Here is an 18,399-nt window from a genome sequence, read left to right on the forward strand (position 1 = left end):
AGCAGCCTCCATTCAATTCGTATCACTATGCATAGTTCCCGGCAGCCAGCTTTGTATGTTGAGACATTCCTGGATGATGTGGGACATGGGCGGTGTGAGAAATTTATCTTTATGATAGACGATGCGGAAAATACGCTGGAATGTGAGGCCCGGCAGGGGAAGTTCACACAGCGTTCCGGCTTCTATTTCCTTCCGGACCAGACGGCGCGAGAGAAAGGCAGTTCCCAGATTGGCCATGACGGCTTTTTTGATGGCTTCAGAATTATTGTAAACGCCGCAGACATGATAGGGAATGGCGTGGTTGTCCATGACGCGGGCGAACAATTCCCGTGTACCACTGCCGGATTCCCGCAGAAATACGGGGATATGGTCCAGATCGTGGCACTGATGGATATCTTTCCGGCTCCATGGATTTTGGGGCGAGGCAATGGCAGTCAGCTCATCGGTCAGGAACGGAAGTGACGTGAGGTAGGGAGAGGTCAGACGACCTTCAATGAGGGCCAGGTCCAGTTTATCTTCTATAAGCCGTTGTTCCAGCTCTTTCGTATTATGGATTTCCGAACAGATTTCCTGCTCAGGAAGGAGGATATGTTCGTGCTGCAATAGTTCGACTAACAGGACTTCTCCAATGGTAATACTGGCCCCCAGACGCAGGGGAATCTAATTTTGCAGGGATTTCATACCCGCTTCTGTTTTTTTTATGAGTGACGTAATCTGATAGGCATATTGTAATAGATGCTGGCCTGCTGCTGTCACAAAAATACGCCGGCCCAGACGGTGGAACAGCAATAACCCATAGTGATCTTCCAGCTCATGAATAGCCTGGGTAATAGACGGCTGACTGATGTGCAGCTGTCTGGCGGCATGGGTCATGTTCATGGTTTCGCAGACGGCGATGAATATCTGCAAATGACGAAGTGTCATCGTATCACCTGTTTCTATATAGGTATTTACTTATGGATTATATTATATATCGGTATTTTCCATATGGAAAGGGGTGCGGTATACTTATTCCATCGTGATTTTGCGTAGAGGAGTGAATATAGAATGAGTAACATGCAAAGCGTGGAATGGCATCGTGCTGCCGTTGGTTTTATCCTGACATTGGCCTGTTCCCTGGCAGGCTGGCAGCTGGCAAAGCTGCCGGGGTTTTCCCTGATTGGTCATCTCGTACTGGCCCTGCTTCTGGGCATGGCGCTTCAGATTTTTCGTTCGCTGACCCTGACGGCCCGGGAAAGCACCGGATTCATTGCCAATAAATTTTTACGGGCTGGTATTATTTTACTGGGATTCAAACTGAATCTGGTCATCCTCATGACATCGGGTCTGCGCAGCCTGGAAGCGGCTGTCGTCGTTGTTACCGTGATGATTCTTATCAATTATGGCGTGGCCCGGTTATTCCGGGTAGACCACACGCTGGCACTACTTACAGCATGCGGATGCAGTATCTGCGGGGCTGCGGCTGTCATGGGGATATCGGGGACGGTAAAAGCAAAAGCCAGCCAGTCTGTCCTGGCCGTGGCCATCGTAGCCGTCCTAGGTACGGTATTTACTCTGATTGAAGTCGGACTGCAGCCGTTCCTGGGATTTACTGACAGCCAGTTTGGCGTCATGGCCGGCCTGAGCCTTCATGAAATCGCCCACGCCGTAGCTGCTGGGGGGAGTGCGGGACCGGTGGGAACTGATAGTGCCATCATTGCCAAGCTTTCCCGGGTCCTGTTGCTGGCTCCTGTCGCCATTATCGTAGGTGTTCTTGAAGCCTGGCGCAACCGGCGGCAGAGCGATGGCAGGCAGAAAATGAAAGTGCCCATTCCCTGGTTTATGGGCGGGTTCATCCTGGCCAGTGCCATCGGGTCCTATGTGCCGGCTGTTGCGACCGTGGTACCATTCCTGGTACAGGCTGCCTATATCATTCTGGGAATGGCTATGGCCGCCCTGGGCCTGAACGTAAATTTCAGTGTCATAGCCAAAGAAGGGGTCCGTCCCATGGCGGGAGCCTTCCTGTGCTCCTTCATCATACTGGGGCTGGGCTGGTTTATTGCATCCCATTATTTTATTTAGGTATATAGGTTAGACAAACAAAGAGGCTGTCTGCCGTATCAGATTTTTGGATCTGGTATGGCAGGCAGCCTTTTTGCACCCATCGTTCTGTATCAGCTGAAAAATTCAATAATTTTGTGGATGGCCAGGGCCATATGATTGGGGTTCTGGAACGGATGATTGGCCCCTTCGACGGGAATGAATTCAATGACGTTGTTTTCCGCGAACCGTTCGGAAATCTCGATGGGGACCATTTCGTCCTTTGTTCCGTGGATGACAATCATGTCATCGGCATAGTCGAAATATTCCTGCTTCAGTATATCGAAATCCCGGAGAGAGTCGAGAAAATGCTGGTCGATTTTCATCTTCCGATCGAACCCTGCTTGGATTTCCTTTCCCTTGCGGAGCTTGCTCTTGTCGGCTTCGGGAATGAAATCGCACATAGTCTGATACATATTGATAGCCGGGCACCGCAAGGCAATCTTTTTAAAGGGATTTCCCTTTTCAATCAGGTAGCGGAGCGTAACGTAGCCACCGAAACTGGTAGAGTAGATGTACAGTGTTTCTGCCTGTAATTCTTCACGGGCATACTGTATGACCAGGTCGAGATAGGTCATACATTCTTCAACGGTCAGCTTTTTCCGGGCATCCTCTCCATGGCATGGCCAGTCAAAAGCAAGGGCTGCATAGTCGCTGTATTTCGCTGCCAGGTGTTCGCCGAAATGCTGCGTACCGGCCGTATCCTTGCTGCTCCCGAATCCATGGGTGACCAGGACGATATGGGAAAAAGTACGGGCCGTTTTCTGATGGTCACTGCAAATCAGCCTGCAGCGGATACTATAGCCGTCTTTATTAATGTCAAATCGTTTCTCCATGACGTAATGCCTCTTTTTAATGTTAAAATTTGTATTTGTCACGAAATAAGTATAGCAGAAATTACCTGTTTGGAAAATAAGCATAATATATAATTAAATGCTATGGCCAGACTGCTGCATCTGTATCGCCACGGTGCCTTATGTGTGGTACAATGACCTATAAGAAAGCTATGCTTTCTGATACAGTTGACAGATAAGTGAGGCGCTATGGTATGAAAACGATTACGACAGATGTATTGCAGCAGCTCCGCTCGGCCTATGAGGCGGACACGACAGCTCCTATCCTTCATGCGGCCCTTGCCAAAACAGACATGGCAGGCCTTTCTTATGTGCCCGGTGCGGCGGCACGGCTCAAAGGTGCTTTTTCTGTAGAAGTTAAGACAAGAGGAATCACGGCCCAGCAGAAATCTGGCCGTTGCTGGCTTTTTGCAGCCCTCAATATACTGAGAGAAATCGTGGCAGAACGTTGCCACCTGAATGAATTTGAATTGTCCCAGAATTACCTGTCCTTTTATGACAAACTGGAAAAGGCCAATAATTTCCTCCAGATGGTCATCAATCATGCCGATGAACCCCTCAAAGGCCAGTGCATGCAGTACATCCTGCGCGGCATGAGCGACGGCGGATATTGGTGTGAAGCGGCAGACCTGATAAAAAAATACGGCGTCGTGCCCAAACAGGTGCAACCCGAAACGTATCAGTCGGAACACACAGACCATTTTGTAGCTACACTCAATAAGCTCCTGCGAAAAGATGCCATGGAATTGCGGGAACTGGTCCTGGCAGGAAAAGACCCATATGCGCGGAAGCTGGAAATGATGCAGGAAGTCTACAAAGCCGGATGCATTGCCTTCGGACAACCCGTTGAGATTTTTGATTTCGCTTATCGCGATGCTGACGGTACCTACCATGAAGATCGCAATCTGACACCCCAGTCCTTCTATGAGAAATATGTCGGACTGGACATGGACCAGTACGTGCCGGTCATCAATGAACCGACATCGGATAAGCCGATGAATGGGCTGATCCGGTTCCATGGGACGGAAAATATGGCAGACCGCGATATGATGGCTCTCAATATTCCACAGGAAGAACTGGAAGATCTGTGCATCAAACAGTTGAAAGCCGGACAGGCCGTGTGGTTCGCCTGCGATGCCGGTGCGTCCGGTGCGCGCAAAGAAGGCGTATGGGATCCGGACAGCGTACGTTATGAAGCGCTCCTCGGCGGCTTTTCTACGGACATGCCGAAAGGAAAGAGACTAGAATATAAAAGCAGTTCTGCTACTCACGCTATGATCCTGACAGGTGTTCATTTTGATGAATCGGGCCATCCGGACCGCTGGAAAATAGAAAATTCCTGGGGAAAGGACGTGGGGGATAAGGGCTATTTCGTCTGCTCCGAACAGTATTTCAAGGAATTTGTCTATGAAGCCGTCATCCGCCGGGAACACTTCAGCCCGGCCCAGCTGGATATGCTGAAGAAAGAAGCCGTTGTCATCAACGCCTGGGATGAAGATGTGTAAGGGGGAATCTGGTATGATAGACAGAGATATTCTGGTAAACCGTTTCATGAAATACGTGTCCTTTGATACACAGTCTGATGAAGACAACAATACAGTCTGCCCGAGTACAAAGGGGCAGACTGTATTGGCACAGTATCTGGCGGAGGAACTGCGTCGGATAGGTCTTAGTGATGTGTCTCTCGACGAACATGGCTATGTCATGGCGACGCTTCCGGCCAATGGGGCAGAACAGGCTCCTGTAGTGGGTTTTATTTCCCATCTCGATACGAGCCCCGACGCCCCTGGAGGCCCTGTGAAGCCCCGTATCGTCACTGCCTATGACGGCGGCGATATCGTCCTCAATCAGGAAGAAAAGATTATCCTGTCCCCGCAGGATTTTCCCGGCCTTCTGGCCTATACGGGGCAGGATATCATGGTAACCGATGGCAAGACTCTTCTTGGGGGCGATGACAAAGCGGGCATGACGGCTATTGTCAGTGCAGCAGAATACCTGCTCCAACATCGGGACATACCCCATGGGACAGTCCGCATCGGCTTTACACCCGATGAAGAAACGGGACGCAGTGCCCTTTTGTTTGATGTGGCAAAATTTGCCGCTGATTTTGCCTACACCGTAGACGGCGGGGAACTCGGCGGACTGGAATACGAAAACTTTAATGCTGCCAACCCGGTCATTACCTTTTATGGCCGCAGCGTTCATACAGGGGACGCCAAGGGAAAAATGGTCAATGCCATTTCCCTTGCCTCACAATGGCAGCAGATGCTTCCGGCAGGAGAAAAACCGGAATACACGGAAGGCCGGGAAGGCTTTTTCCATGTCTATAAAATAAGCGGCGGAGTCGAACAATGTACTCTTCACATGCTCGTCCGCGACCACGACCGGAAACGCTTTGAAGACCGGAAAGAGTATCTCCGTAACATGGCACGTTTCTTCAATGAAACGTACGGTGATCATACGGTGGACATCAAAGAACACGATGTGTATTACAACATGCTCGACGTTATTCGTAACGGTCATATGGACGTAGTGGATCTGGCAAAAGATGCCATGAAAGCGGTCGGTGTAACCCCTGTTATAGCACCTATCCGCGGTGGTACGGACGGGGCCCAGCTTTCCTTCCGGGGGCTGCCCTGTCCCAACCTCTTCACGGGAGGAGCCAATTTCCACGGGCGTTTTGAATACCTGCCGCTGGATTCTCTGAAAAAATCCTGCGAAACGGTCATAGAAATCATCAAATTAGCAGGTGTTGCTCATTGACTTACCAGAGATTATCTTCTTCATTGAATTTCCAGTCATAGGGATCCGAAATGACTTCCATGGCGGGAGTGTTCTGGATATCGGGGATGCAGGCGACGGAGCATTCCAGTTCATTCAGGGAAATCGTATTTTTGATGCGGACGACTTTGGCCTGTGCCGGGTCAGGCAGGAAGGAATGGGCAATGGCCATTTCAATGGCATCTTTATCGCTATTGGCGTATAGTGGCATAGCGCCCATGTGGAACGATTTCGCTGTGATAATATTTGTATAGGTCATGGCAAAATCGATTTTATTGACAAAGCGATAGCTGATAATATCGGCTACACCAGCACCGGTTGCGTTGCCGTGGGCCTTTTCTGTAATATCGAGCAGGACGATTTTTTCGATATCCGGTGCCAGTTTGTGAAAACCAGCAAACTGGCTTTCCCGTTCGGTACGGCCCGTTACGTTGGGGTCCATGCCGGCCCCACTGATTTCCTTGCCGACTTCATCGATGATGAGAACGTCGATACGGGGCAACAGAAGGTGAGGCATTTCTGTCCGTGCCAGCTGCTGCAGGCGGGCATCTTCCTGGAATAAACGGGGCGTCGGGATGACTTCCAGATGGCCAATATGATCGGAGGGACTCTGGGTCAGTCCGACGGAGAAGAATACACGCACTTTTTTCAGGAAGGCTTCCGACACGCGTTCCAGATTTTCACCGAAGTGATCATAGCCCAGGGAATGAAATGCGCTGGCGCCACGGTGTTTTCCTACTCCGATGCAGATCATTTTTAAGAGGCCTGATTCATGGGGCGCTTTGAAGTGTGTATGCGGTTTGATTTTGTTGAACAGAATGATTCCGTCGGCTTCGTAAGCGGCTTTGTCACAATAAACTGGCATGCCATTGGAGAGCTGGTCTACCTGTACCGTTTCCATGGTAGAGATGACTGGCACGCCGAGGTACTCTTCACAGATGCCGAACTGGGCCAGATGCTGTTTCTGTCCTTCTGCTGTTGCACCGGCATGACTGCCCATGGCAGGGAAAATAAACGGGCTGGCTCCCCATTCCTGCAGCTGGCGGCACAACAAGCGGAGCAGTTCTTTGTAATATGGTACGCCCCGGCTGCCGGCTGTGATGCCAATACGCTGGCCTTTTACAGCCGGAGCCAGTTCGCCCGCATGGGCCGAGAGCTGCTTTTGCAATTCGCCTACGGGATCGGTCAGGTAGTCATCGGGGAAGGTCTGACGGACGCGGACCATATGGGGAATCGTGATGCCATCAGTGAGTGACTTTTTGTCGAGCTTTGGAAACTTCATAAGTAGGACCTCCTTTGCGGTATTCCCGGTAAACGGGAACGGGGATGCAACGATGAGAACACGAACGATGAGTTCTTTACTTATAGTATACCACCGGTTCATAGAACTATGATAAAAAAGTATAGATCAGACACCTGCCTTGACAAGAACGGCTATCAGAAGGTATGCAAAAAAGACTGTCCAGCGAATATGGGAAATGATTCGCAGGGCAGCCTTTGACAGGTTTTTCATATTTCTATTAATGTACTATGATTCATCGAGAAGACGAAGTTTGGTATCGAGGCGATCCAGTGCCTCCTGTATATGGTTCATTTTTTCAGTCAGACGTTGCTTTTCCTGCAGGAGTATTTTCCGACGGGCCAGATGGGTGTCACTGTCCTGACGATATAATTTCAAATACGCTGCCAGACCTTCGATGGAAACGTCGGCGGCACGCATGCATTTGATGAACGCAATATTGGCACAATTTTCTTCAGAATATTCACGGATGCCGTTCTTATTGCGTGGCACTTGGCTGATGAGGCCGATGCGTTCATAATATCGCAATGTATCAGGGGTCAGATTGTACTTTTCACTGACTTCTTTGATCTTCAATGATATCACCTCTTATTCCGTATTATAAATGATGGAGTGAAGTATAAGTCAACGGGTCTTTTTGTGTTATTTTTTATCGGAAACAGTCCGGAAATATCCTTGACAAGGGCCGGGGAATCGCTTACAATATAAAGGTCGTAGCATGCACAAGTGGCTAGGCAGATAAGCCGCATGAAGAGGCATACAAGTCCGCAAGGCGCCGAATTCAGCGAGTATATTGATGAGGAGGTGTCACTATGTACGCTATTATCAAAACCGGTGGAAAACAGTATCGCGTTCAGGAAGGAGACAACATTTTTGTTGAAAAACTCGCCAGCGATGTGGATTCCGAAGTCGTATTCGACCAGGTACTGGCTGTCGTCAACGACGGAGACGTTAAAGTAGGTTCTCCTGTTGTCGAAGGTGCCAAAGTTACAGCTAAAGTATTGGAACAGGGCAAAGAAAAGAAAGTCCTCGTTTTCAAATACAAAGCTAAATCCGACTATCGTCGTCGTCAGGGCCATCGTCAGCCTTACACGAAAGTCGTCATTGAAAAGATTGAAGGCTAATGATTACCATTGCATTACAGCAGGATGAACAACAGCGTTACAGTGGTTTCTGTATTTCCGGTCATGCCGAATCGGCAGATGAGGGATATGATCTCGTCTGTGCTGCCGTCTCCGTCCTGGCCCAGACTGCCTTTTTAGGCCTGTGTCATTACGGGAAGAAACCGGCATATGAACAGCGGGAAGGGTATTTTTCCATACGCCTTGCCGAACAGAATGAAACGACGCAGGTCATCCTGGAAACGATGGTTCTTGGTTTAGAAGAAATTGTGCGACAGTATGGACAATACGTCGTATTTGACTCATAGAAGTCAGGAGGTGAACGTAATGTTCAAATTTGATTTACAGCTGTTTGCCCATAAAAAAGGGGTAGGTAGTACACGTAACGGCCGTGACAGCGAATCCAAACGCCTTGGCGTCAAATGCCATGACGGTGTTATCGTTAAAGCCGGCAACATCATCGTTCGCCAGCGCGGCACTCACTTCCATCCGGGCACGAACGTAGGCATCGGCAAAGATGATACGTTATTCGCCACGGCTGCTGGTAAAGTTGCTTTTGAACGTGCTGGTAAATACAACCGGAAAGTCAGCGTTTACCCGGTTGAAGCCGAAGCATAATCAGACAGGCTCATACGAAAGAGAGTTTTTCCTTGTAGTTCATCTTTAAGGGAGACTCTCTTTTTTTGCTGTCATTATAAGTTATTTTTTTCACTAATTTTAGAAAAAATCTATTGTCAAATGGCCCGTTCTATGCTAAACTATGCAAAGTGCCAGAGGGTCGTGAAACAAAGGGCTGGTCAGTATCCACGACGAGCTGAACCGAAGCTTCCACGACATGAGGACACACATTTTTTGTTACGACTTATATCCCATGAGCAGGCGGGAGTAAGAACGGAGGAGAATTTCATATGGAAAAAGTAAAAACGTTACCTGGGCAGCATCAGTTCATGAGTGTACGGCAGCTTACGGTTGCCGGTTTTCTGTCGGCCATTACCATCTTTCTGGGCCTTACAGGATACGGTTTCATTCCCCTGATTATCATGAATGCGACCATTCTGCACATCCCGACGATTATCGGCAGTATTTCTGCAGGGCGCCGCGTCGGTATGATCGTCGGTTTCATGTTCGGACTGTTTTCGTTCATCCGTACGCTGCAGGCACCGAGTGCTCTTCTGATGTTTGCCGTACAGTACAGTATCGTAGCAGACGCTTTCATCTGCATCATACCGCGTATCATGATTGGTGTCGTTGCTTATGAATTGTACAAGCACCTGAAAATCCGCGAAGTTGCCCGCGTCGCTGTGACGGCTGTCGTTACGACGGTCTGCCATACGGTCATGTTCCTCGGATCCTTTACGGCTATCGTCGGTGTTCCTTATGCGGAAGCACACGGCATTACCCTGGCTAACGTTTTCAATATCATGGCCGGGATTACTGTCGTCAACGGCATTCCTGAAGCCATCGTTTCGGGCCTCATCGTTACGCCGATTGTCATGGCGCTTCATCGTTCCGGTCTGAAAGTACAATAAGTACAGACACATCTCTGCCAGCCTGGCCAGTTACCGGGCTGGCTTTTTTTCTTCACGTCCGACGGCCTTTGTAGTATAATTTACATATACAGTATTGATAAAGGACTAATTCATGAAGACACTTCTTACGACATTAAATGCTAAATACGTTCAATCATCCCTGGCCTTGCGATGCCTGCGCACTGCCTGCCGTCATGCCGGACGCACGGATGTAGTAACGGCAGAATATACGATTAATCACAATGCCTATGACATTTTGCGCCATATTTACCAGTTCCATGCAGAAGTCATCGGCTTTTCGTGTTATATCTGGAATATAGAAATGACCTGCCGCATCATCACTCTCATCCGTCAGGTCATGCCCCATGTCTGTATCTTCGTAGGCGGCCCGGAAGTATCGTATACCGCCCGGGATGTCCTCGCTGATCACCCCGATATCGATTACGTCCTTCAGGGAGAAGGCGAAGTCATCGTACCGGCATTCCTGCAGGCTCTGGACGAAGGCCGTGATGGCACGGACATTCCCGGCGTTCTGGGACGTGTGGCGGGAGAGATACGGGGCAATGAAACCTTTGCCGAAATAGCTGATCTCGATACCCTGCCTTTTCCCTATGAAGGAGAGGATTTCAGCAAGCTTGCCCATAAAATCATCTATTATGAAAGTTCCCGGGGCTGTCCTTTTCATTGCCAATACTGCCTGTCCGGAATGAGCGATGCGGTCCGCTTCCGCTCCGTGCCGCTGGTCCTGTCCGAACTGGAGCAGTTCGTTGCAGCCGGTGTCCATCAGGTGAAATTCGTAGACCGGACGTTTAACTGCAATCCCCGTCATCACCGGCCCCTCATCGAATACATGATCCACGTGCAGCAGCCGGTCAATTTCCACCTTGAAATTGAACCGGGCGTCCTTACCGATGATGACTTGGAACTGCTGGCCCAGGCTCCGAAAGGGCGGATCCAGCTGGAAATGGGCATCCAGTCTACGTATGAACCGACGCTGAAGGCCATTCACCGTCACAATGACTGGCCACGGATTACGGCTATCATGAAGAAGCTGACGGCCCTTCATACGATGCATCTCCATCTCGACCTGATTGTGGGACTGCCGTATGAAGATTACGATCATCTGCAGCAGTCGTTCAACGATATCTATGCCCTGCGGCCGGACAAACTCCAGATCGGTTTTTTGAAACTGCTCAAAGGCTCGGGCATCCGCCGCGATTATCCCGATGATTACCGCTATGACCCGTGTGGTCCCTATGAAGTCCTTGAAACGACCTGGCTTTCCTATGAAAAGGTGCAGTTTCTCAAAGTTCTGGAAGACGTATTCGAACGGACTTATAATTCAGGGAAATTTTTCTATACCCTGCGCTATCTGGAACGGTTTTACCCGGACAATATATTCCGCCTCTATGAAGCCATGACCTGGTCCTGGCTGAAAGCCGGCAATGACCGCATCGCTGTGGCCGATAAAGCTCTCTGCCAGTTCCTCTGGGATTTCATCTGTCACGACGGGCAGATTCCCGCGTCAGCTCATGCGGTTCTGCAGGAATTGCTGTCCCTCGATATGCTGATTACCTTCCGCTTCCGCCTGTTGCCGGACTTTCTCGGCTGGCAGGAAGCGCCGCGCAAGGATACGGACAGCTTGTTCCGTGAAGAAACAAGGCTTCGCCAGTATACGGGAGATTACCGCTTTACCAACTGGCGGGATATCAAAATGCGTTACCGTATCTGGCCTGTCAGCGAGGAGACAAAAGATGAATTATCACGCTATTGCCCGGCACCGGACGGCGTGGCCTGGATCATCGCAGCCAGAAACGACGAAGGCGTATCTTGGCAGATGATGCCGGCAGTATCGCCAGAATGGGAGCAGACAGAGGACAGACGAAAGGATTGCCATGGAACGATATAATGTATATTCCTCGTATTTAAAAGAAACATATGGAGAAAAGGTATATAAACTGCCTATCAGTATCCCCGATACGTGTCCCAACCGGGACGGTACGCTGGGAACGAGAGGCTGTGTCTACTGCGGCTCCATCGGCGCCGGTTATGAAAACCTGCCGGCATCGGTGACCATAGGGGAACAGATAGAGAAGAATATTGCCCATATCCAGCCGAAATATAAAGCCAACAAATTCATCGCCTATTTTCAGAATTTCACCAATACCTATCTGCCGCCCGATACGTTCCGGGATTACCTGATTCAGGCCTGCCGCCCCGATATCGTAGGCATTGCCGTAGCGACGCGGCCGGACTGCATCAACAAGGTATATCTCGATCATATGGCGGAAATCAAGGAAACGTATGGCGTCGATATCCTTGTCGAATTCGGCCTGCAGACAGCAAACTACAAGACGCTGCAGAAAATCAACCGCGGCCATACGCTGGCAGAATATATCGATGCCATGATGATGATGCGGGAGTATCCCTTCCGTACCTGTACCCATGTCATTCTCGACCTTCCCTGGGATACGATGGAGGACGTCGTGGAAACGGCAAAAGTCATTTCTGCCCTCGGCAGTGATGAAGTCAAACTGCATGCCCTGTACGTCATTAAAAACACCGTACTGGCCGACTGGTATCATCAGGGTGATATCGCCCTCGTTCCCGTAGAAGAGTATGTAGACCGGGTCGTCGCCTTCCTCGAATACAGCCGCCCCGATATCGTGTTCCAGCGTCTCATCGGCAGAGCGCCCAAAGAAGCGACGGAATTTGCCAACTGGGGCATGGGATGGTGGAAAATCCGTGATATGATCGATGCGGCTCTCCTTCAGCGGGATACGTGGCAGGGGAAAAAGTGCGATTATCTCGGTGGCAAAGCCGTACGCAAATTCATGACTACAGACTAAAAGGAGATATGAAGCGTGTCCATAGAAAAAAGACTGACCTTTATCGATATGACAGAAGCCAAAGCCGTACTGGGTATGAAAGACGAATTCCTGCGGACCCTGCAGAAAGAATTTCCCAATTGTCGTATAGCCGCCAGGGGAAATGAAGTGATCCTGAACGGCCCCGAACCCGATGTCAGCCAGGTGGCCGGCGTATTCTCTGAACTTAGGTATCTCAACCGGGAGAATACGTACATCACGACCCAGCACGTGCGCTATTCTGCCAGCCTGATCCGTCAGGGACAGGAAGAACTGCTTCATGACATTTACAGCGATACTGTGAGCATTTCTGCCAGAGGACGGCTAATCAAGCCGAAAACGGCCGGACAGAAGCGCTATGTCGATTCCATCCGCCAGAACCTCGTAACCTTTGGCATCGGCCCGGCCGGCACGGGCAAGACTTACCTGGCCGTGGCCCTGGCTGCCTTTTATCTGAAGAACCGGGAAGTCGAACGGATCATCCTCACCCGTCCTGCCGTAGAAGCGGGGGAAAAACTGGGATTCCTGCCGGGGGACCTGCAGGAAAAAATCGATCCCTATCTGCGGCCTCTCTATGATGCTCTGGCCGATATGTTTGGGTTCGACCAGTTCCAGAAGCTCATCGCCCGCAATATCATCGAAGTCGCCCCACTGGCCTATATGCGCGGCCGTACTCTGGAAGAATCGTTTATCATACTCGATGAAGCGCAGAACACGACGCGGGAGCAGATGAAGATGTTTCTCACCCGTATGGGAAACCATTCCCGGGTCGTCGTCAACGGGGACAATACGCAGATCGATCTGGCGGACCGGAAGTTTTCCGGCCTGACCGAAGCCGAAAAGGTACTGGCTCATGTACCGGGGATCGGCATGGTTCATTTTACCGATGCCGATGTCGTCCGTCACGACATGGTCGGACGCATTATACGCGCCTATGAGTCTTTTTATAAAAAGGAATGACGAGAGGAGTTCTGTATTATGAAAATCAACATTAATTACGAAGACGAAGCATTTCGCAAAGATGAGTATGAACAAGTAATCGAACGGGTATGCGATGAAGCCGCTCTGGTCTACGGGCTGGGCCCCAATGCGGAAATCAGCATATTGCTCTGTCACAACGACTATATCCATAAACTCAATAAACAGTATCGCAATATAGACCGCCCGACGGACGTATTGTCCTTCGCCCTCAATGAAGGCGAAGATGATGGCTATGACGGCCCTGACAGGGCACTCCTCGGAGATATTGTCATTTCACTGGAAAAAGTGCAGGAACAGGCCGAAGAATACGGCCATTCTTTCGAACGGGAACTGGCGTATCTCACCATCCACGGCATGCTCCACATCCTGGGATACGATCACATGGAACCGGATGACAAAGCTGAAATGCGCAAAGAAGAGGAATTTATCCTCCAGCGTCTGGGGTATGTGCGCAAAGGAGAGGAACTCTGATGGTCGATGAAAAGACCGTTGCCCGCCTTATCCGGGCAGCACGGGACGTACAGGAACGGGCCTATGCCCCATACTCCCATTTCCGCGTAGGGGCAGCTCTTCTGGGAGAAGACGGTACGGTCTATACGGGATGCAATGTGGAAAATGCATCGTACGGTCTTACCATCTGTGCCGAACGGAATGCCATCTTTCACGCCGTGGCATGCGGCTGCCGCCATTTTACAGCCCTGCTCATCACCGGCGACAGCAAAGACCTCACGGCACCTTGTGGTGCCTGCCGTCAGGTCATGGCGGAATTTTCCATTCCCGAAATCATTCTGGTCCGGCCTGATGATTCATACGAAACGTTCACGCTGCAGCAGCTTCTGCCGCTGACCTTTGATGAATCGTCCATGGCCTGAAATAGCTCTGTAGCATTATAAAATTAATAGGTTATATAAGGAAGGTAACAACACATTTATGGAAGATACATTTAAATCAGGATTTGTCGCTGTCGTCGGCAGACCAAACGTCGGCAAATCGACGTTGATCAATCACATTATCAAACAGAAAGTCTCCATCGTATCGGACAAAGCACAGACGACGCGGAACCGGATCCTCTGCATCCATACGGACGACGAATGCCAGATTGTATTCCTCGATACGCCGGGCATCCACAAACCACATCACAAACTGGGCGAGTTCATGGATGAAGCGGCCTATCAGTCCCTGCAGGATATCGACGCCGTTTTATTCCTCATTTCGGGCAACGAAAAGAAAGGCCCCGGCGACTTGTTCGTCCTGGATAAGCTCAAAAGTACGAAGGTCCCCGTCTTCCTGGTCATCAATAAAACGGACCTCATGAGCCGCGAAGAAATCCTGCACAAGATCACCGAATACAATGCCCTGTATGATTTTGCCCAGATTATTCCCATTTCAGCCCTTACGGGGGATAATGTCGATGCCGTCGTGGGCGAACTCAAAAAAATCCTGCCGGAAGGGCCAAAATATTTCCCCGATGACATGATTACCGACCAGCCGGAACGACTGCTGGCAGCCGAAATTGTGCGGGAAAAATTATTCCAGTGCCTCCGCGATGAAGTGCCGCACTCCATCGCCGTGTACGTAGAAGAAATGAAGAACCGCGGCCACAATAAGGTGTACATCCGGGTCACGGTATATGTCGAACGGGATTCGCAGAAGCGCATCGTCATCGGGAAAAACGGGACTATCCTGAAGGAAGTGGGCCGTCTGGCACGGCAGGAAATCGAACATGTCCTGGGATCGTCTGTATTCCTCGACATCTGGGTCAAAGTCAAAAAAGACTGGCGCAACAAGCCGTCTGCCCTGAGTGAATTCGGGTATAAAAATGAGTAATAAGAGGAGCGATATATGATGGAACCAGAGCTGGGACACATAGCACAATATCTGCTGCTTCTTGTGCCTTCCATTCTGTTAAGTGTATTTTGTGTCATCGGCAAATTTGCCTTCGTGCAGCTGCGCCGCGAATCCATCGAAGAAATGGTGCGTGATGGCGATACGAAAGCCCGGTTTTTATTAAAATTGTATGAAAAGCCGGCTATTTTCCTCGGCATGGCCCAGCTGGGCATGGTCATTTCCGGCATGGCATCGGGGGCCGTCGTATTTTATGTACTCTATAAGGCTTTCCCTCTGCTGTACGGACAGATGCCGCTCTGGGGTATTGCCATCGTGTATATCTGCCTTATTCTCGTGGTCTGCATCTGCCTGTGGATCTTTGGTGAACTGATTCCTAAATCGATTGGCCTGCAGCGGGCCGAAGGCGGCCTGAAACGGGTGAGTCATTTCATTTACTCCGGAAGCCGCCTGTTTTATCCGTTCATTATCTTTGGCAACTGGCTGGGGCAGAGGCTCCTCAAAAACCGCAATCTTGATGTGACCAATGAAATCGATATGGCTCATTCTGAAGACGAAATCCGCATGCTCATCACAGCCAGTCATAAAGAAGGAAAAATCGACCCCGTCGAAAGCGAACTCATCGGCAATGTCTTTGATTTTGCTGACCGTCTGGCCAAGGAAATCATGGTGCCCCGTCAGGAAATCGTCTGTCTCTATGTAGAAGAGTCGATGAACCAGCACCTGAAGACCATCCGCCAGTCCCGTCACACGCGCTATCCTCTCTGTGCCGGGGACAAGGACCATATCCTGGGGCTGATACACATCAAAGATTTCATGGATCTGTATATCCACAAACGGAGCAATCTCCGGCTCATCAAGCGGCCTATCCTCATGGTACCGGAAATCATGCCGGCGTCGCAGCTGTTGCAGCTCATGCGGGCCCGCCGCACCTATCTGGCTACGGTCGTCGATGAATACGGCAGTACCGTCGGCCTCATCGGACTGGAAGATATCCTGGAAGAATTGGTAGGCAATATCCGGAATGAACATTCGTCGGAACAGGAAGAAATCCAGCCCCTTCCTGATGGTGCGTATGAATTTGACGGCACGGTGCTCCTGGAAGATGTAGAAGACATGCTCCATATCCCCGTAGAAGAAGATGTCGATACGGATACGATCGGCGGCTATGTCTTTTATCTCCTGGGCCATACACCGACGGTCGGTGAAGAAGTCGTCATCGGAGCGTACAAGTTCAGTGTACTGGAAGTGCAGGGATTCCGCATTGCCCGTGTCAAAGCCGTGCCGCTGCCGCCGGCAGACGGTACAGAAAGGGAAGGAACGGATGAACAGGAAGACTAATTCCTATGGCCCGGTTCAAAAGACCCGCCCCTATACGGGCATTATCCTGCGCCTGCAGAAAGGCCGGTCGCGGCAGCTGCAGCTGACTATATTTACAAAAGAATCGGGTATCCTCTATGTCTATGCTCCAAAAGGGAAGAAAGGGTATAATCAGGGATTCGGCAGCTTCATGGCCTTTTCCCCCATTACTTTCGATGCCTGGGAACGGAATCGTGTCCTGTTTATGGGAGAATACGAGAGCCATCGCAGTACGATTCTCGATGCTCTGACCTGGGACCATTACGTCTATACCCAGATGTTTGTAGAAATGGTGCTGGCCTTGTCACCGGCCGGCGAGCCCGATGAACGGATATATGAGCTCATAGGCTGCTACAGCCGGGCCATCGCCAGCCGCAACGTCCGGGTGGCGACCATCATCGCCGGCTGGCAGCTGACGGCCTGTGCCGGCTATATGCCCGATACGGAACAGGCTCAGGTATATACAGGGCCTGGGGCTGATGGCAGAAAGACCTATTACCTGTCCGACGAACGGGAAGACATGCAGCCTGTCCCCATGCCACAAGCCGTCCGCCAGCTCTGGCAGACCCTTCTGACCTACACCTGGCAGCAGACAGAAACACTGCAGCTCTCCAAAAATCACCTGGCATTCCTGGAACACCTGTTATACAGCTATATAGAAGAAATCATCGGCAGACAACTCAAATGCCGGAAGCTGATAGAAGAAGGGAAAAAAAGTGTAAGAGAAGAGAAAGTTTGAAGTTTGAAGCAAAAATATGAGTCCACTTGCCCGCGTAGTGATACCGCCGGTTTGGCAAACAATGAGCCCCACGAAACGTGTATGTTTCGTGGGGCTCGTTTGTTTTCTTTCACCTGTTAGAATGCCGGAATCAGGGCACCTTTGTAATGATCTTCGATATACTTCTTGATGACGTCGGAATTGTAGATTTCGACGATTTTCTTCAGCGTCGGGTTATCTTTGTCGTCTTCATGGACGGCGAGGATGTTGGCATAGGGCGAATCCTTGTCTTCCCGCAGGAGGGCATCCGATACAGGGTTCAGGCCGGCATCCATAGCATAGTTGGTGTTGATGGCGGCGAAATCAACGTCGTCGAGAGAACGGGGAATCTGAGCGGCTTCCAGTTCTTTGATCTGGAGATGTTTCGGATTATCTGTGATATCCTGTGGTGTCGGATATTTTACGCCATCTTTGATCTTGATGAAACCGGCTTTCTGAAGCAGCAGCAGACCGCGGGCCCCATTGGTCGGGTCATTCGGTACGGCTACGGTCATGCCGTCTTTTACTTCATCGAGGCTCTTGATTTTGTGGGAGTAGAGGCCGATAGGAGCTACGACGGTCTGGCCGATGGAGACGATTTTCAATCCTTTGTCTTTGACCAGATTGTCCATATACGGTTTGTGCTGGTACGAGTTCATGTCGATTTCCTTATTGGAAAGAGCGACGTCTGGTGTTACATAATCAGAAAATTCCATGATCTTAATGGTAATTCCCTGTTTGGCTGCTTCTTTTTTGACCTGTTCCATGATTTCCGCATGGATGCCCGGTGTAACTCCGACGGTGACTTCCTTTTTGTCGGAAGAAGCTGATTTGGAATTGTTGTCACTGCTGCCGCAGCCAGCGGCGAATACGCACAGCGAAGCGAGAGCCGCCAGTGTCACGGCTTTTTTGATGAATGATTTCAT

At 50.4% G+C, this 18,399-nt stretch carries 21 protein-coding genes; 15 read left to right on the top strand and 6 right to left on the bottom strand.

What is annotated here, in order from left to right:
* Nucleotides 1-12: 12 nt before the first annotated feature.
* Entirely contained in the window at nucleotides 13-660 is a 648-nt protein-coding gene (locus DW949_RS13830; RefSeq protein ID WP_370448749.1) for a LysR substrate-binding domain-containing protein, read from the bottom strand.
* Complete coding sequence (locus DW949_RS13835) at nucleotides 661-924, bottom strand: LysR family transcriptional regulator (RefSeq protein ID WP_233539582.1); 264 nt, start codon at nucleotides 922-924, stop codon at nucleotides 661-663. It lies immediately after the preceding gene.
* Between the two features lie 123 nt (nucleotides 925-1,047).
* Between DW949_RS13835 and DW949_RS10795 the strand changes: the two genes are divergently transcribed.
* A complete protein-coding gene (locus DW949_RS10795; RefSeq protein WP_118023226.1) occupies nucleotides 1,048-2,061 on the top strand; it encodes a YeiH family protein in 1,014 nt (337 codons plus the stop codon).
* A gap of 92 nt (nucleotides 2,062-2,153) precedes the next feature.
* Here the strand turns inward: DW949_RS10795 and DW949_RS10800 are convergent, their stop codons facing one another.
* On the bottom strand, nucleotides 2,154-2,915 hold the full coding sequence (locus DW949_RS10800; RefSeq protein WP_118023227.1) for an alpha/beta hydrolase: 762 nt from the start codon (nucleotides 2,913-2,915) through the stop codon (nucleotides 2,154-2,156).
* A gap of 212 nt (nucleotides 2,916-3,127) precedes the next feature.
* Between DW949_RS10800 and DW949_RS10805 the strand changes: the two genes are divergently transcribed.
* Complete coding sequence (locus DW949_RS10805) at nucleotides 3,128-4,438, top strand: aminopeptidase C (protein ID WP_118023228.1); 1,311 nt, start codon at nucleotides 3,128-3,130, stop codon at nucleotides 4,436-4,438.
* A 13-nt stretch (nucleotides 4,439-4,451) separates the two neighbouring features.
* A complete protein-coding gene (pepT, locus tag DW949_RS10810) occupies nucleotides 4,452-5,696 on the top strand; it encodes a peptidase T (RefSeq protein ID WP_118023229.1) in 1,245 nt (414 codons plus the stop codon).
* A gap of 1 nt (nucleotide 5,697) precedes the next feature.
* Here the strand turns inward: pepT and DW949_RS10815 are convergent, their stop codons facing one another.
* Together DW949_RS10815 and DW949_RS10820 are read right to left on the bottom strand one after the other, a co-directional pair.
* On the bottom strand, nucleotides 5,698-6,996 hold the full coding sequence (locus DW949_RS10815) for a lactate racemase domain-containing protein (RefSeq protein ID WP_118023230.1): 1,299 nt from the start codon (nucleotides 6,994-6,996) through the stop codon (nucleotides 5,698-5,700).
* Between the two features lie 246 nt (nucleotides 6,997-7,242).
* The gene (locus DW949_RS10820) at nucleotides 7,243-7,590 is read right to left on the bottom strand and encodes a MerR family transcriptional regulator (protein ID WP_118023231.1); all 348 of its coding nucleotides are present in this window, start codon (nucleotides 7,588-7,590) and stop codon (nucleotides 7,243-7,245) included.
* A 236-nt stretch (nucleotides 7,591-7,826) separates the two neighbouring features.
* Here DW949_RS10820 and rplU point away from each other — a divergent pair, with 236 nt between their 5' ends.
* The 12 genes from rplU (at nucleotide 7,827) to DW949_RS10880 (ending at nucleotide 17,455) form a co-directional block, all read left to right on the top strand.
* The gene (gene rplU, locus DW949_RS10825; RefSeq protein WP_059077170.1) at nucleotides 7,827-8,138 is read left to right on the top strand and encodes a 50S ribosomal protein L21; all 312 of its coding nucleotides are present in this window, start codon (nucleotides 7,827-7,829) and stop codon (nucleotides 8,136-8,138) included.
* Nucleotides 8,138-8,443: a ribosomal-processing cysteine protease Prp gene (locus tag DW949_RS10830; protein ID WP_118023232.1), complete on the top strand. Its 306-nt coding sequence runs from the start codon at nucleotides 8,138-8,140 to the stop codon at nucleotides 8,441-8,443. Before rplU ends, DW949_RS10830 begins: the two co-directional genes overlap by 1 nt.
* Before the next feature lie 19 nt (nucleotides 8,444-8,462).
* The gene (gene rpmA / locus DW949_RS10835; protein WP_059077172.1) at nucleotides 8,463-8,753 is read left to right on the top strand and encodes a 50S ribosomal protein L27; all 291 of its coding nucleotides are present in this window, start codon (nucleotides 8,463-8,465) and stop codon (nucleotides 8,751-8,753) included.
* Between the two features lie 290 nt (nucleotides 8,754-9,043).
* Nucleotides 9,044-9,664, top strand: coding sequence for an ECF transporter S component (locus DW949_RS10840; protein ID WP_118023233.1), 621 nt, complete (start codon nucleotides 9,044-9,046; stop codon nucleotides 9,662-9,664).
* 112 nt (nucleotides 9,665-9,776) lie between these two features.
* Nucleotides 9,777-11,573, top strand: a complete 1,797-nt coding sequence (locus DW949_RS10845) for a B12-binding domain-containing radical SAM protein (protein ID WP_118023234.1) — start codon at nucleotides 9,777-9,779, stop codon at nucleotides 11,571-11,573.
* Nucleotides 11,560-12,513, top strand: coding sequence for a TIGR01212 family radical SAM protein (locus DW949_RS10850; protein WP_118023235.1), 954 nt, complete (start codon nucleotides 11,560-11,562; stop codon nucleotides 12,511-12,513). Before DW949_RS10845 ends, DW949_RS10850 begins: the two co-directional genes overlap by 14 nt.
* A 75-nt stretch (nucleotides 12,514-12,588) precedes the next feature.
* On the top strand, nucleotides 12,589-13,491 hold the full coding sequence (locus tag DW949_RS10855; RefSeq protein ID WP_199595879.1) for a PhoH family protein: 903 nt from the start codon (nucleotides 12,589-12,591) through the stop codon (nucleotides 13,489-13,491).
* An 18-nt stretch (nucleotides 13,492-13,509) separates the two neighbouring features.
* Nucleotides 13,510-13,983 (top strand): rRNA maturation RNase YbeY, encoded by a 474-nt coding sequence (ybeY, locus tag DW949_RS10860; protein WP_118023236.1) that lies wholly within the window; start codon nucleotides 13,510-13,512, stop codon nucleotides 13,981-13,983.
* Complete coding sequence (locus tag DW949_RS10865; protein ID WP_118023237.1) at nucleotides 13,983-14,384, top strand: cytidine deaminase; 402 nt, start codon at nucleotides 13,983-13,985, stop codon at nucleotides 14,382-14,384. The genes ybeY and DW949_RS10865 overlap by 1 nt, the downstream gene beginning before the upstream one ends.
* 58 nt (nucleotides 14,385-14,442) lie before the next feature.
* On the top strand, nucleotides 14,443-15,339 hold the full coding sequence (gene era, locus DW949_RS10870) for a GTPase Era (RefSeq protein ID WP_118023238.1): 897 nt from the start codon (nucleotides 14,443-14,445) through the stop codon (nucleotides 15,337-15,339).
* Nucleotides 15,340-15,357: 18 nt separating this feature from the next.
* Complete coding sequence (locus DW949_RS10875) at nucleotides 15,358-16,698, top strand: hemolysin family protein (RefSeq protein WP_118023261.1); 1,341 nt, start codon at nucleotides 15,358-15,360, stop codon at nucleotides 16,696-16,698.
* Nucleotides 16,682-17,455, top strand: a complete 774-nt coding sequence (locus tag DW949_RS10880; RefSeq protein WP_118023239.1) for a DNA repair protein RecO — start codon at nucleotides 16,682-16,684, stop codon at nucleotides 17,453-17,455. The genes DW949_RS10875 and DW949_RS10880 overlap by 17 nt, the downstream gene beginning before the upstream one ends.
* A gap of 116 nt (nucleotides 17,456-17,571) precedes the next feature.
* Here the strand turns inward: DW949_RS10880 and DW949_RS10885 are convergent, their stop codons facing one another.
* Nucleotides 17,572-18,399, bottom strand: a complete 828-nt coding sequence (locus DW949_RS10885) for a MetQ/NlpA family ABC transporter substrate-binding protein (protein ID WP_118023240.1) — start codon at nucleotides 18,397-18,399, stop codon at nucleotides 17,572-17,574.

Source organism: Megasphaera sp. AM44-1BH (assembly GCF_003467125.1).
GTDB lineage: Bacteria > Bacillota > Negativicutes > Veillonellales > Megasphaeraceae > Megasphaera.